The 14,347-nt window shown below is 39.7% G+C and carries 11 protein-coding genes, 1 tRNA gene and 2 pseudogenes; 6 read left to right on the forward strand and 8 right to left on the reverse strand.

The window, feature by feature from the left end; all coding sequences use genetic code 11:
* Window positions 1-107, forward strand: a pseudogene (locus A2003_RS02750) (LysR family transcriptional regulator); the annotation flags it as partial.
* Window positions 108-538: 431 nt separating this feature from the next.
* A complete protein-coding gene (locus A2003_RS02755; RefSeq protein WP_286686771.1) occupies window positions 539-916 on the forward strand; it encodes a HipA domain-containing protein in 378 nt (125 codons plus the stop codon).
* A 528-nt stretch (window positions 917-1,444) separates the two neighbouring features.
* Here the strand turns inward: A2003_RS02755 and A2003_RS02760 are convergent.
* Window positions 1,445-1,717 carry a hypothetical protein gene (locus A2003_RS02760; protein WP_004951410.1) on the reverse strand — a complete coding sequence of 91 codons (273 nt, stop codon included), beginning with the start codon at window positions 1,715-1,717 and terminating at the stop codon, window positions 1,445-1,447.
* Between the two features lie 385 nt (window positions 1,718-2,102).
* Here A2003_RS02760 and A2003_RS02765 point away from each other — a divergent pair.
* A tRNA-Thr gene (locus A2003_RS02765) sits at window positions 2,103-2,178 on the forward strand.
* Window positions 2,179-2,182: 4 nt separating this feature from the next.
* On the opposite strand, the gene A2003_RS02770 is transcribed toward A2003_RS02765, so the two are convergent.
* From A2003_RS02770 to A2003_RS02785, 4 genes are all read right to left on the reverse strand, one after another.
* A complete protein-coding gene (locus tag A2003_RS02770; protein WP_112986121.1) occupies window positions 2,183-2,602 on the reverse strand; it encodes a GFA family protein in 420 nt (139 codons plus the stop codon).
* 7 nt (window positions 2,603-2,609) lie between these two features.
* On the reverse strand, window positions 2,610-3,434 hold the full coding sequence (locus tag A2003_RS02775; protein ID WP_286686772.1) for an SAM-dependent methyltransferase: 825 nt from the start codon (window positions 3,432-3,434) through the stop codon (window positions 2,610-2,612).
* Window positions 3,435-3,436: 2 nt separating this feature from the next.
* Window positions 3,437-4,735 carry an FAD-dependent oxidoreductase gene (locus A2003_RS02780; protein ID WP_151974461.1) on the reverse strand — a complete coding sequence of 433 codons (1,299 nt, stop codon included), beginning with the start codon at window positions 4,733-4,735 and terminating at the stop codon, window positions 3,437-3,439.
* 430 nt (window positions 4,736-5,165) lie between these two features.
* Window positions 5,166-6,026 (reverse strand): pirin family protein, encoded by an 861-nt coding sequence (locus tag A2003_RS02785; protein ID WP_112986118.1) that lies wholly within the window; start codon window positions 6,024-6,026, stop codon window positions 5,166-5,168.
* Window positions 6,027-6,313: 287 nt separating this feature from the next.
* On the opposite strand from A2003_RS02785, the pseudogene ycaC reads away from it, so the two are divergent.
* Both ycaC and A2003_RS02795 read left to right on the forward strand, forming a co-directional pair.
* A pseudogene (ycaC, locus tag A2003_RS02790) lies at window positions 6,314-6,939 on the forward strand (isochorismate family cysteine hydrolase YcaC).
* 73 nt (window positions 6,940-7,012) lie between these two features.
* Entirely contained in the window at window positions 7,013-7,939 is a 927-nt protein-coding gene (locus A2003_RS02795) for a LysR substrate-binding domain-containing protein (protein WP_270909914.1), read from the forward strand.
* A gap of 70 nt (window positions 7,940-8,009) precedes the next feature.
* Here A2003_RS02795 and A2003_RS02800 read toward each other — a convergent pair whose 3' ends face one another.
* Window positions 8,010-9,458 carry an NAD-dependent succinate-semialdehyde dehydrogenase gene (locus A2003_RS02800; protein WP_286686773.1) on the reverse strand — a complete coding sequence of 483 codons (1,449 nt, stop codon included), beginning with the start codon at window positions 9,456-9,458 and terminating at the stop codon, window positions 8,010-8,012.
* A complete protein-coding gene (gene gabT / locus A2003_RS02805; RefSeq protein WP_286686774.1) occupies window positions 9,455-10,747 on the reverse strand; it encodes a 4-aminobutyrate--2-oxoglutarate transaminase in 1,293 nt (430 codons plus the stop codon). Before gabT ends, A2003_RS02800 begins: the two co-directional genes overlap by 4 nt.
* 154 nt (window positions 10,748-10,901) lie before the next feature.
* Here gabT and pdxR point away from each other — a divergent pair, with 154 nt between their 5' ends.
* A complete protein-coding gene (gene pdxR, locus A2003_RS02810; RefSeq protein ID WP_125299672.1) occupies window positions 10,902-12,401 on the forward strand; it encodes a MocR-like pyridoxine biosynthesis transcription factor PdxR in 1,500 nt (499 codons plus the stop codon).
* Window positions 12,402-12,473: 72 nt separating this feature from the next.
* On the opposite strand, the gene A2003_RS02815 is transcribed toward pdxR, so the two are convergent.
* Window positions 12,474-13,916, reverse strand: a complete 1,443-nt coding sequence (locus tag A2003_RS02815) for an amino acid permease (RefSeq protein ID WP_286686775.1) — start codon at window positions 13,914-13,916, stop codon at window positions 12,474-12,476.
* Window positions 13,917-14,347: the final 431 nt, after the last annotated feature.

Below are 14,347 nucleotides of genomic sequence, written 5' to 3' on the forward strand. Positions count from 1 at the left end.
TTAAAATTGAAGGGATCACCCCCTACAAAAATCTTTACGTTATTTGTCGTGGCAATATGCTTGAAAATACACCATCGGCACATTTCAAAAAATTTCTACTTCAGTAGATGGATGGTATGTTGTTTATGCCAACAGTTAGAAAGTGTGAAGTTTGCCGTGACATATCATGATTTTAAGTTGATGGTAGCATTTTATTCATTTGCGTTATTTCTCTAGAAGGTAGGCGTCTAAATACTAAGTTTTCTACCTTTAAAAGGCCATATCGAACATCCACTTTAATCTGCGGTATCAAGAGAAGATTATTTTTTGCGAACATCCGCTTTGGGCACAACTGAGCCGGTTCTGGTGCTTTGAAATTAATTTAGATCAATTGCATCGCATATCCACCAGCTAACGTGTCCGTTAGTCTCACTAGCCCCTTTTCGGGTACATCTAGTGTGTCAGGTGCTTAGGCTCTAGCGCAAAAGGCGTACTCTTAATCTTCTCAAGACTCGCCTGTATCCAACCTGCTTTGGTCGCCTGATCATCACTGTGGTCAATGTCCGCGTCATTCAAAAATGATCTAGCTCAATTATGGCGCAGGATCATCTTTAATATTGCAATATCAAATACAGATGACCATTTAAGAAATCATGGCTTCTTATTAACTGATAAAGGATGGAAGTTATCACCTGCATATGATCTTAACCCTATTGTAGGGAACCAAGGTTTACACCTTAATATTACAGATACAGCTAATGCACTTGATTACAACTTGGCATTTGAGGTGATTGATTTTTTCCGCTTATCTCAAGAGGAAGCGACTCAGATTTATGATGAAGTATTATTGGCGGTAAAAAAATGGCAAGGCATTGCAAATCGGTTGGGCATTAGTCGTAGTGAACAGCTAATCAAACAGGAAGCTTTTAACGTATAATGGTTGTATTTAGATAGAATAGAAATTGATGTACTATGAAGGACAACGAAAGTTTGCTGTCATCTTTCTGCCAATCAATTGAGAAAATTCATTTCATTGAATTCAGCTTTTTCTAACTGGGGGACGATTGGGGGATCAAATAAGACTATTTATATTTTATTTAAATATTATCAATATATTAATCAAAAAATGTGATTCCCTCTCTCCCGCCAAATTTAGTTTCTATGATGTCTCATAGAGTTCTAAAAGCTTAAATCTAAAGGGTTTAAGCTTTTTTTATTGCCTTATGTTTTCCAATATATCCTATTAAATCCTGAGTTGGTTGCGATACGAATTGAGATAGAGTAATTCATATAAATTTTATTCCTTAATTTTTTATACAAATCCCTAGACGATTCAGATTAAATCAAGTCACAAAACAAACATAAAAAAAGCCACCTCTTGGGGATGAGATGGCAAAACCAAAAAGTATGTATTTTTATTCAGGATAAATATTGATACTTCAACAAATCAGTCATATCTGTAGCTTTAATTTTTCGAAATGTTGTCCAATAACTCAGGCTCTAACATAAAAAACTCTCGCCCAAAGTGTTCAACATCCATTTCCGCAAGATTAATTTGATATTCAATCTCACCATTTAAAAATGATTGAGAAGTTTGAATCATTTTTCCCCAGCCCAATTCTCGCTCACAGTGTGTCAATAAAAAGTGATATACCTTCGCATCATTGATCTTCAATACAAAAGCAGTATCAGATAATTGAAGAATTGAGACATTTTCGGAATATTGCACATCAATCATGAACTATCCCTAATTTAAATGCAGAAATGCTTAATTCATATCAATACATAGAAAGCAAAAAAAATTCAATAAAAAAATGATTTTTTATATATTTGTTATATATTTAGTTTTAATTTTTGACACAAAAAAACCACATTTCTCGTGTTATGGCATAAAGTGTCACTCCTAATATTTATAAATATTTTCTAGGGCATCCCACTCATATAGTTCTGAATCGGGGCAAGTACTTTTGCAGTTTTAGCAGCTCTTCCCATACATCTCACTTTCAAACAAGCAAAAATTGATCAAAATTTGATATAAAAATTTTTAGTGGGGATAAATCGAATTATTTGCTCATTTTTTCGCTTGTTTTTTTCTACGGATTATCTATAATTCTCGCCACGTTGCCGGCATAGCTCAGTTGGTAGAGCAACTGACTTGTAATCAGTAGGTCCACAGTTCGAATCCGTGTGCCGGCACCATTTTCTACTTTTTCTTCCTCATCATTTTCTCAAAATGCAAAAGCTCTGGATTTAACATATCCCACTGATTTGCATGACTCACAAAAATTTCTGCTTGCGGTTGATACAAATTTGGATCATCCAAAGTTCCTGCACGAATCGAAATCATATCTGGTACTATTTCTGGTAACCCAAACATTTGCGAGCCACATGTCGAGCAAAATGCACGTCGAATTGGCTTCCCAGATGCACCAAATGATTCAAAATAATGAAGTTCACCCTGAATATTGAGTTCTGATTGATGAAAAAATGCGATCGGCGCATATGCAGCACCTGTTGCTTTCTGACAATCTCGACAATGACAATTAAATTGATAATGTGGCTCTACACTAGCTTGATAACTGACCGCACCACATAAGCATGATCCTGAATATAAGACTGGCATATTATTTTCACTTTTTGACTGCACTCACCTGAATATACCGCACCAATCCATCATGGTAGAGCTTTGCACACAACTTGGCAGTCATTTCAATCTTAAGTTGAGCAAAATCAAACGGTTTTTTTATGCTGGTTTTATTTTTTATAAAATTTGAAAAACCGTTTAAAACGGGTTCTGAAAAATCTTGAATAATGATGTCATCTAGACCATTTTCTAGCAAGTTTAGAAGCAATTGTGACTCTGTTTGAAGGTTTAAATCATTAACATCCGCAGCCTTTAATAAATAACGGTATTGTTGCTTTTGGAGTTGAGAACAGTTTTGCCAACGGTCAGACCACATTAAATAATGAAAAGCAATTCGTCCTTTTGAATTTAAAACTGATGATGCTGAGCGAAGAAATGAATTCAAATCAATGTGATAAGCTGCATCCAAACACAGCACCACATCAAATAAATTCAAAGTAATGGGTTGCTGTAAATCTAAAAAGGATTGGCAATAAATTTCAACCTGCGGTAACTCATGTTGAATTCGTTTGACACATTCAGCTTGCAGCTCCACTGCACTGAGTTGACGAACATGATACTGCTCAATCCAATGTAATAAACTTGCACCTTGCCCACATCCGAGATCTAAAACACGATCGGAACCTTTAAGCTGAACTGCCTCAGCGATTTGATCTGCTAACGTTTGACATGCTAAGGGATAATCCTGTAGCTGTTGCCAATATCCTAAATTACTCCAAGCAAGCCTAGATTCATCACCAAGTCGTTTTGCATCTATGGCATATTTATGCCCGATCAGGCTTTCAATCCATGCTTGCTTGAAGCGCTTCATATTTAGTAACCGAGTTCAGGTGCAACTTTAACTTGTGGTTTAAGTCCAACAAATGGAACTGGGGCACCTAAAATTTCTGCAATATGCATCGCAGAAGTCACTGCTGATTCTAAAATTGGCAAGCCATCACATGACCAAGAACCACAATAAAAGACCTTACGATTCTGTTGTAGATGACGTTGTTGAATCTTTTTATTCAAAGCAACAGTTTCTAAATCAACCACTGCTCGTGTCAATTTAACCTTAGAAATAATTTTCTTTGGATCGATGTCAATGACTGGACACCAAGTTTGGAACACTGCATTTTTTCCCACTAAAGATGGTTCAACTGCATTAATCCAAACTGTAAATTGTTGGCGGGTAAATTTACGATCCATCATATAGCTCAATACAGCCCAATCTTTACGACGTGCCGGCATGACGACAGGATCAGTATGAATCACCAAATCACCATCTTCAAATCTGAACTTTTTCAATATGTCGATGTCATCAGCAAATTGAGGCTGCTTTAAGAAATTCTCAATCACAGGTGTCGGCGTTGCAATCACAACACGGTCAAAAGCTTTGCTTTCACCTTGTCCATTGTCGACCAATACTTTATCGCCGTGCTCTTCAACCTTCTGAACGGGCGCACCACTATGAATTTCAATCCCTTCGATTAAACGATTCACCAAAGCAGGTGTTCCACCTTTCATTCGTAGTAGTGCTTCGCCTTCCGTCAATTGACGTACAAATTCAAGTAATGGTTTAGCTGGCCATTCACCAATGGTTTTAGGATGGCATGTACAAATGGTGTACAGCACTGGCATCACCGTACCATGCCAAAATACTTCTTCAATATGATATTGATTCATGAATTCAGCTAAGGTGATGTCTTGATTATCTGATTTGAAAAATTGATTAACAGCAGTTTTGAGTTGCAACATCCCTTTTACGAGACGCCAGCCATATTGCTGAATGCCTTTGCGGTTATTAATAATCGGAAAGTTACCAATTCGACTGCGCGAAGTGGTCAACCATGTGTCTGTTTTGTCTTCAAACAACCAACTACACGCCATAAACGTGCGCACTGGAAACGTTTCTATTCCTAAGTGACTGGCTAAACTTAAGGTATTCTTCCAAAGTTTAGGATTCATCACGCGTAAGGGTGCATCAATAATACCACCATCGAATTCGATACTGTGGCTATCCATACCTCGTCCAGCGAGTGCTTCGAATATGGTTACTTTGTGCCCTGCATCATGTAGGATTCTGGCGGCAGCGAGTCCTGCCATTCCACTGCCAATAATTGCAATATCCAAAATTTTTGTCCCATCAGTTGATGATTTTTCTTGATTATGACTGATAGTTAACCCAAATGCCGTATTAAAAAATACCAGATTCAGGATTTAAGCCATACTTTTGTCGTAATAATGTCTTCATGTATTGTTACATTTAGCACAGCTGATTTTTTAATCGTAAGCTTATGAATAAATGAATTTTATTATTAAATGAATAATAAAAATATACAGATCGTTCTTTATTTTTCCATTTTTCATGCTGATCCCCCTTTGCACGTCACAAAAATGGGGCTATTCTGATTACACAACAATGAAAACTGAGTCACATAATAAACTGCATAATTATAAGTGACATAACATTAAAATAATCAATAGAGGAACCTTATAGCCTAAAGCCCATAACTTCAAAGGAGTTATGGGCTTTCTTATATGAATCAATGTTTGGTTAAACTTAATTCATTATTCCAAACTTACCACGATTAAAATCATTAATTGCATCAACGATTTCCGCCTTGTTGTTCATTACAAATGGACCATACCCTTCGATTGGTTCATTCAATGGTTGACCAGTTAAGATCAAGAATTTACTGTTCTGAGTTGCTTGAACAGCAAAATTAATCTCTTCACGGCTTAATACGACTAAACTTGGAGAATCAATGGTTTGATTACTCAATACAACCTGACCTGACAACAGCACAAATAATGTGGTGTGTCCTTCAGGTACATAGAATGTATGGCTTTGACCTTCGATCAATTGACCATCCCAAACATTGACTGGACTAAATGTTGTTGCTGCACCTGCAAGGTCTTGGTATTCGCCCGCAATCACACGTAACTCGCTGCCCACATCATCTAATGCGATTTTCTGAATCTTGCTAGATTCAATCGCTTGATACTTTGCAGGTGTCATTTTTGAGTGTGCAGGTAAATTGACCCATAGTTGCACCATTTCAAACAAACCACCTTGCTGAGCAAACTCAGGAGAATGAAACTCTTGATGCAGAATTCCACCGCCAGCAGTCATCCACTGTACATCACCAGTTTTGATCGTACCGCCACCGCCAGCTGAGTCTTTGTGTGTCACCTCACCCTGATAAGCTATTGTTACAGTTTCGAATCCACGGTGTGGATGTGTACCCACGCCATGCTGAGCTGTAGTTGGTTCAAAGCGATAAGGTGCTGCGTAGTCCAACAGTAAAAAAGGACTGATTGTTTGCCCTAAGCGATCATAAGAAAATAAGTTGTACACTGGGAAACCATCACCCACCCAATGCATATGTTTATTTTGATAAATACCTGTAATCGTTTTCATCTTTTTACTCCTAAAGTGTAGAAGTTGCGATCTTGATGATTATTCTACGCCTCACAGAGACAGACTTATAGGCACAGGACAGCAACACATTATTTCATAAATAGGACAAATAACTTGGTCACAGGGTATAAATTAGGATGAGACTTAAATAATCCTATTTATAGTATTGTTTGTCTCATTTTTCAGACTTCTGAACCTAGAAAATTTCCAATAGCATAATTTTAATTTCAAGCTTCAATCGAAGCCTTTCTTTCAAAATCAACCTAAAACAACTTGAGAATAAAATCATGAGCCAAGACTATATTCGTTTAGATAAGAATCATGCGGCTGTGTTATTGGTCGATCATCAAACAGGCTTATTGTCATTAGTCCGCGATATCGATCCTGACAAATTTAAAAATAATGTGTTGGCACTTGCAGATGCTGCGAAATATTTTAATTTACCGACAATCCTAACAACAAGTTTTGAAAATGGTCCAAACGGCCCCTCGTTCCTGAACTTAAAGAAATGTTCCCCGATGCGCCTTATATTGCGCGTCCAGGTCAGATTAATGCATGGGACAATGAAGATTTCGTTAAAGCGGTTAAAGCAACTGGCAAAAAACAATTGATTATTGCGGGTGTTGTGACTGAAGTTTGTGTGGCTTTCCCAACGCTATCAGCACTTGCTGAAGAATTTGAAGTTTTTGTAATTACCGATGCTTCAGGTACATTTAATGAGTTGACTCGTGATGCAGCATGGGATCGTATGTCTAAAGCGGGTGCTCAATTAATGACATGGTTTGGTATGGCGTGTGAGTTACATCATGACTGGCGTAATGATATTGAAGGATTGGGAACATTATTCTCAAACCAAATTCCAGATTATCGTAATTTGATCAACAGCTATAATCAAAACACTAATCAAAAATAATTGACCTACTCCATCAGTTGAGAATAGTTCATGCTATTCTCAACTGAATAGTTATAGGATTTGATCTGCCTTGATGAACTCATTTGATGATTATTATTATTTCTATCTAGTGGTAAAACATGGTGGGTTTAGTGCTGCAAGTGAAGCAGAAAATATCAGTAAATCAAAGCTCAGCCGTCGTATTATTGACCTAGAAAATAAATTTAATGTCAGCCTCATTCAGCGTACAACTCGACATTTTAAAGTGACCGAATTAGGTCAAGAATTTTATGAAGAGTGCTGTAAAGTCATCACTCAAGTTGAGTGTGCGGAAAATGTCTTACTCAAACAAAAAAGCGAACCACAAGGCTTAGTTAAAATTAGCTGTCCACCGTTAATGATGCATTTTCAAATTCGCAAAATCCTCAATCAATTTTTAAAAACCTATCCTAAAGTAGAAATATCACTTGAGCTCACCAGTCGACGAGTGGATATTTTACATGATGATATTGATCTCGCGATTCGAACCAATTTTGAACCAAATGAAGATTCTAATTTAATTGTTCGAGATGTCATTAAAACTGATCATTGTCTAGTTGCCTCCCCTGAGTTACTCCAAAATCGCAGTATCAACCATTTTTCTGATCTTAAAGATTATCCAAGCATTAGCTTAGGCACCCAAAAAGCAAATTATATTTGGCATTTTTGCAATACTCGCACAGGGGAAACGATGGATGTTCCCTATCAACCGCGAATCAAAAGTAATGATTTGGCCGGTATGTATTATGCAGTAGCAGATGGTTTAGGTATCGCTGACCTACCATTCTTAACTGTGGAATCCGACATTCGCAAAGGTAAACTGATTCATTTGATGCCTGAATGGAAATCTAATATTGGGACCTTGCAATTGGTCTACGTATCTCGAAAAGGACAACGCCTTGTCGTCGAACGCCTGATCGAAACCTTGATTGAACATTTAAGACGTTTGCCTGAGAGCCACAAAGGTTATCTTTCGTCTTAATAAAAAAAACGGTCATGAATGGGCATGACCGTTTTTATCGAACACGTTTGAGTGTTCAGTTATCCAAGATTTACTCAGATAAATCCACACAGAGGTATTTCATTTCGAGATATTCCTCAATGCCGAATTTTGAACCTTCACGACCTAAGCCTGATTGTTTAACTCCACCAAATGGCGCAACTTCATTTGAAATTGCTCCTGTGTTAATTCCAACCATGCCATATTCAAGTGCCTCACCAACACGCCATTGACGAGCTGCGCTTTGAGTAAACACATATGCGGCCAAACCAAATTCCGTATCATTTGCCATGGCTACGGCTTCGTCTTCAGTTTTGAAACGGAATAACGGCGCCAGTGGACCAAAGGTCTCTTCTTTAGATACTTTCATGTCTTGAGTGACGTTGGTCAGTACCGTCGGTTCAAAGAAAGTGCCACCGAGTGCTGAACGCTGACCACCAATACGTATTGTCGCGCCTTTTGCAGTCGCATCAGCAATATGTGCCTGAACTTTGGCAATCGCATCTTCATCAATCAAAGGACCTTGCGTTGATGTTTCCTGACGACCATCACCGACTTGTAGCTTAGCCACAGCTTCAACTAACCGATCTGCCAAAGCATCGTAGATACCATCTTGAACATAAATTCGATTCGCACATACGCAAGTCTGACCACTATTGCGATATTTACTCGCCATAATGCCCTGAACGGCTTGATCGAGATTGGCATCATCAAACACCAACACAGGTGCATTACCACCCAATTCGAGCGATAACTTCTTAATCGTCGGCGCACATTGCTGCATTAAAATGCGCCCCACTTGGGTTGAACCTGTAAAGCTCAACTTACGTACAATATCGCTCTCGCACAGTGTTTTGCCAACTTCAATCGCATCACCACTGATATTTAACAAGATATCGGCAGGCAAACCTGCTTTGAGAGCCAACACTTCCAGTGCATATGCAGTCAAAGGTGTTTGTTCAGCAGGTTTGACCAACATCGAACAACCCGCCGCAATTGCTGGTGCAGCTTTACGTGTGATCATCGCCGCAGGGAAATTCCACGGCGTTATCGCAGCAGTCACCCCGATAGCTTGTTTAATGACAAGTAAACGTTGATTTGGCAATGTTGGCGTTAACACTTCACCATCAATACGACGAGCTTGCTCAGCAAACCAACGGATGAATGAAGCGGCATAACCAATTTCACCACGAGCTTCAGCCAACGGTTTACCTTGTTCGGCAGTTAAAATCTGTGCAAGATTTTCTTTATGCTCAAGCATCAACTGATACCATGCCAAAAGCACATCGGCACGAACTAAAGCAGTTTGCTTTTTCCATGCAGCTTGGGCTTGGGCTGAACGCTGAATCGCAGCTTCAACACCAGCACGGTCATAACTTTTCACCCATGCCAGTGTTTCACCTGTCGCAGCATCTTTCACCTCGATATCGTTATGAGCCGCAGGTGCAGCTAATGAAATATCGGGGTGCTGTAATAAATACTGCAAATTGTTTTGAATCATGCAGATTGCTCCACTGCTTGTTCACTGTCTGCTGTTAATGCTGCAAAACCTTGTTTTAAAATATCGAGACCTTGACGGAATTGCTCAGCAGGAATGGTTAACGGATATAGGAAACGAATGACATTACCGTATTTACCACAAGTGAGAATCAATAAACCATGTTCCATTGCATAACTTTGTACTGCTTTTGCTTGTTCAGCTGTTTCTAGCTCGGCAGCGACCATTGAACCCAAAGCACGAATTTGAGTAACAACATCGCCTGAAGTTTCTTGAATTTCTTTTAAAACAGTAACCAACTCTGTACCTAGCTCATTGGCACGATCACATAAGTTTTCTTCTTCGATTGCATCAATCACCGCATGAGCAGCAGCAACTGCAATTGGGCTACCTGCATAGGTGCCACCCAAACCGCCTGGGTTTGGTGCATCCATCACTTCGGCACGCCCCACTACACCTGAGATTGGGAAACCACCACCCAAGCTTTTCGCCATCGTGATCAAATCTGCTTTGGTTTCATAATGATTCATGGCAAATAATTTGCCTGTGCGCGCAAAACCAGATTGCACTTCATCAGCGACCAATAAAATACCGTGCTTATCACACAAAGCACGTAAGCGTTTTAAGAATTCGGCAGGTACAACGTTGAAACCGCCTTCACCTTGCACAGGTTCAAGCACAATTGCCGCGACGTCATGTGGGGCAATATCTTCGCTAAAAATATCTTCAACACTTTCAATCGCTGCTGCAACTGAAATACCTTTTTCTGGCACAGGATAACGCGCATGGAATACACCTGCTGGCATCACACCAAAGTCACGTTTATATGGTGCTGTTTTACCTGTCATTGCCATAGTCATAAATGAGCGTCCATGGAAACCATTACCAAAAGTAATGATACCGTGACGACCTGTATATGAACGTGCAATCTTCACTGCATTTTCAACTGCTTCTGCGCCTGTAGTGAAAAATGCTGTTTTCGCTGCACCTGCGATCGGCGCACGCTGATTAATGCGTTCAGCTAAAGCAACATAACTTTCATAAGGTGTCACTTGATAAGCCGTATGGGTAAATTTGGTCAATTGCTCTGTGACAGCCGCGATCACTTTCGGATGACGATGGCCTGTATTGAGTACTGCAATACCACCTGCAAAATCGATATATTGCTTGCCTTCCTTGTCCCAAATAGTTGCATTTTCAGCTTTTTCTGCATACCACTGACACATCACACCGACGCCACGTGGCGTTGCTTGCTGTTTGCGTGTATTCAGTGCAGAATGTTGAGTATCCATTTTATTCCCTCATATCTCATCATCAGTTACAGCTTTGGTCGTACATCCTAGGGGTTGATTTTTAGGATGCGATACAATGACTGCCTATAGCTGTAATTTCGCTCGTCTCAAGGCAAGAGACGAGAGCCATTTTTAAACTGTAGGAGAGAGCCAATTGCGTAGTTTACTTGGAGATCATTTGCTGCAAAGGCTCCAACAAGACACGGAGGGAAAACTACATCAACGCCTTTTTCGATGTCTACGTGGTGCAATCATAGAAGGCGTCATTCAACCGATGACGCGCTTACCTGCGTCACGTGATTTAGCCAGTGAAATTCATGTCTCTCGAAACACTGTGCTGAGTGCTTATGAGCAGTTACAAGCAGAAGGATATTTAGAAGCACGTACAGGACATGGAACTTGGGTCGCAGAAAAACTTCCTGAAAGTTTCTTAAACACCAAAAATAAAAAGAAAAAACCTGAACTCCCTAATATCCAAAGTTCATATGTACTATCGCAACGTGGCTCAAACTTATTGGGTTATGCTGCTGCATCACCGCATCAATGGGGAGCTTTTGTACCCGGGGCACCTGATGTCACTGAGTTTCCACATCATATTTTTAGTCGGATTCAAGCACGTTTAAGTCGTGAACCTGATGTGAATCGCCTGATTTATAGCAATGCTGGGGGATGTATTGAACTTCGGAGTGCTTTGGCAGATTACTTAAAAGTCGCCCGCTCTGTGCAATGTGATGCAGATCAAATCATTATCACCGAAGGCATTCATCAAGCGATTGACTTAGTTTCTCGTGCGCTGAGTGACATTGGTGATCGTGTTTGGATTGAAGATCCTGCATATTGGGGAATGCGTAACACACTCAGGATCAATGGCTTGGATATTCAACCTATGCCCGTTGATGCAGAAGGTATTATTCCTGAAAATAATCCTACTCAACCGCCTAAACTGATCTTTGTTACCCCTTCTCATCAATATCCTTTAGGCTCTCATCTCAGTGTAAATCGACGTAAAGAATTGATTCAAATTGCTCGTCAACACAACAGTTGGATCGTAGAAGATGATTATGACAGTGAGTTTAGATTCTCAGGACAACCTTATCCCTCTTTGCAGGGTTTAGAAAATAATGCTCCAGTACTCTACATGGGTACCTTTAGTAAAACCATTTATCCATCACTCAGAATTGGATATCTCGTTGTACCTAAACCCTTGTTCTCATCTTTAAGAATCGTGGCAGCAGAACTATATCGTGGTGGGCATTTACTTGAACAAAAAGCACTCGCTGAATTTATTCGTGAAGGTCATTATGAAGCGCACATTCGACGTATGCGCCTACTGTATGGCAAACGCCGGGATTATCTGGTCAGTTTGATCAAACGCTATCTAGGTACTGAATTTCTACATGAATATGATGAAGCCGCAGGCTTACATTTGGTTCTCAAATTACCAAATGATTGTGATGATGTCGCGATTACCAGTAAAGCCTTAGAACGAGGCGTGAAAGTTCGCCCATTGTCGCAATATTACATGCAATCACATGCTCTCGCTGAACGTGGACTGTTGATGGGCTTCGCCTGTGTTAATGAAAAAGACATGGTGATGGCTTTTGGTGTGTTATTGCAATGCTTACGAGAAGCAGGTGTACCCACGCTCAATTGATGCTGTTTTACGATTGTCGCATCTAAAAAAAAGAGCCTCATGATTTGAGGCTCTTTTTACTTTTAAACGAACTTAGACCAATTTTTCTTCATGCACTTGGCTCAGGTGAGATGCTCGACGCTCTTCTCCCCAACGCAATTTTTGCGAGACAAAACCAAAGAACACGATAATGCCAAAGAGCGCTGTGGTGTAAATGACTTCTTTAAAATAAGTTCCCTCTATCAACATCGTGAGAATTGCACCGATAATGGCAAATATCACGAGATAAGTGATATAAGGGAATAACCACATTTTAAATTCAATGTTTGCGCCCTCTGCTTCAAGTTTTTTACGCATACGAAGCTGAGAATAGGCAATGGTTAAATACACATACAGTGTTGCTGCACCTGTAGTTAACATGAAAAAGTCATATACATTCATACTTTCGGTAGCCGTTAAAATCACAGCAATTACCGAGAAAAAACATGACACAATCACCCCAACCCAAGGGCTGCTCTTGCTATTTACAGAACCAAAACTTTTCGGTGCATCACCACGTTTTGATAATGAAAATAGCATACGTGAACAGGTATACAATGCTGAGTTAAAACAACTACATACTGAAGTTAACACCACGAAATTCACGATATGACGTGCTTCTGGAATACCGAGTGCCGTTAAAGTCACACTATAAGTTCCCCAAGTTGAGTCTTTTAATAACTCGTTATTATGTGGAATCAAACAAACCGCGACAAACATTGAACCGACGTAAAATAATACAATTCGCCAAACCACTGAATTTGAGGCTTTACGAATTTCTTTCGATGGATTTTCTGATTCAGCCGCTGCAACCGTGACAATTTCAGCTCCAATATAGGCAAACATTACTCCAAGTAATGCCGTAATCACTGACGATGCGCCATTTGGCATAAAACCTTGAGCGGTTAGATTACTGATTCCAGAAGCAGACGCATCACCCCACGGCCATAAATGCATGATCGCTAAGCTACCAATCACCAAAAACACCACGATCGCAACGACTTTGATCAAAGCAAACCAAAACTCAAACTCACCATAGTTTTTGACGTTTTGTAAGTTGACTGCAACTAATCCGCTGATAACTAAGACCATATAAGCCCAAATCGGGATAAAGGGGAACCAACTATTCAGAATTTTACCTGCGACATAGGCTTCCCACCCCATCAACATCGCCAAGGTACACCAATACAACCATCCGATTGAAAAGCCTGCCCACCGACCAATTGCACGGTCAGCATAAGTTGAAAATGAACCGCTGTCTGGGTTTAACACCGCCATTTCACCCAACATACGCATGATGAACCAAACCAGTAAACCACCTAAGGCATAGGTTAGAAAGACCACTGGTCCTGTGTTGTAAATAATACTGCCTGAACCGACAAATAAAGAACCACCGATCACACCTGCAATTGAAATCATCGTGAGGTGGCGTGACTGTAGCCCGTGTTTTAGACCTTGGGAGAGATTGGCTTCAGAACCATTTTGATGTGCTGCCATATCATTTTCCTTAATATATTGAAGGTATTAGTGGCTTTTGGCATCACATACACCATGCCGCAAATACCTCCTAAAAACTGTGTCGTTCAACCTATTCCGTCCAGAATGGAATAAGGATTAAAAACGACGCTTCCGCATGAATACTTTCTATGGCTTTAATTTGTCGTTTCGGCTCTGAAGAAACGAGAGCCATTTTTAGAATAACAGAGAGAGCCAATTGTAAAAATAATGCTCAATCTCGGAGAGTTTTTTAAACAAAATTGAAAGGAAACATCATCAAATTAAAAAATACAACCTAAAATTAATTAAAATAAATCAGTGATTTAATATATCAACCCCTTCTTTAAAAGTAAGCGTCCGCTGAACACACCTTATGAATTCATCCTATAAGCCTTAATTTAGTCCCCACTTAAAAACAAGTGGGGACTAAA

This window comes from Acinetobacter sp. GWC1_38_13, assembly GCF_001767535.1.
Taxonomy (GTDB): Bacteria; Pseudomonadota; Gammaproteobacteria; order Pseudomonadales; family Moraxellaceae; genus Acinetobacter; species Acinetobacter junii.

What these genes read in the sequence shown, in the direction of transcription:
- A2003_RS02815 (WP_286686775.1), bottom strand. Translation starts at nt 13,916, where the DNA reads ATGGCAGCACATCAAAATGGTTCTGAAGCCAATCTCTCCCAAGGTCTA.
- A2003_RS02770 (WP_112986121.1), bottom strand. Translation starts at nt 2,602, where the DNA reads ATGCCAGTCTTATATTCAGGATCATGCTTATGTGGTGCGGTCAGTTAT.
- A2003_RS02775 (WP_286686772.1), bottom strand. Translation starts at nt 3,434, where the DNA reads ATGAAGCGCTTCAAGCAAGCATGGATTGAAAGCCTGATCGGGCATAAA.
- A2003_RS02795 (WP_270909914.1), top strand. Translation starts at nt 7,013, where the DNA reads ATGAACTCATTTGATGATTATTATTATTTCTATCTAGTGGTAAAACAT.
- A2003_RS02785 (WP_112986118.1), bottom strand. Translation starts at nt 6,026, where the DNA reads ATGAAAACGATTACAGGTATTTATCAAAATAAACATATGCATTGGGTG.
- A2003_RS02800 (WP_286686773.1), bottom strand. Translation starts at nt 9,458, where the DNA reads ATGATTCAAAACAATTTGCAGTATTTATTACAGCACCCCGATATTTCA.
- A2003_RS02755 (WP_286686771.1), top strand. Translation starts at nt 539, where the DNA reads ATGTCCGCGTCATTCAAAAATGATCTAGCTCAATTATGGCGCAGGATC.
- A2003_RS02760 (WP_004951410.1), bottom strand. Translation starts at nt 1,717, where the DNA reads ATGATTGATGTGCAATATTCCGAAAATGTCTCAATTCTTCAATTATCT.
- gabT (WP_286686774.1), bottom strand. Translation starts at nt 10,747, where the DNA reads ATGGATACTCAACATTCTGCACTGAATACACGCAAACAGCAAGCAACG.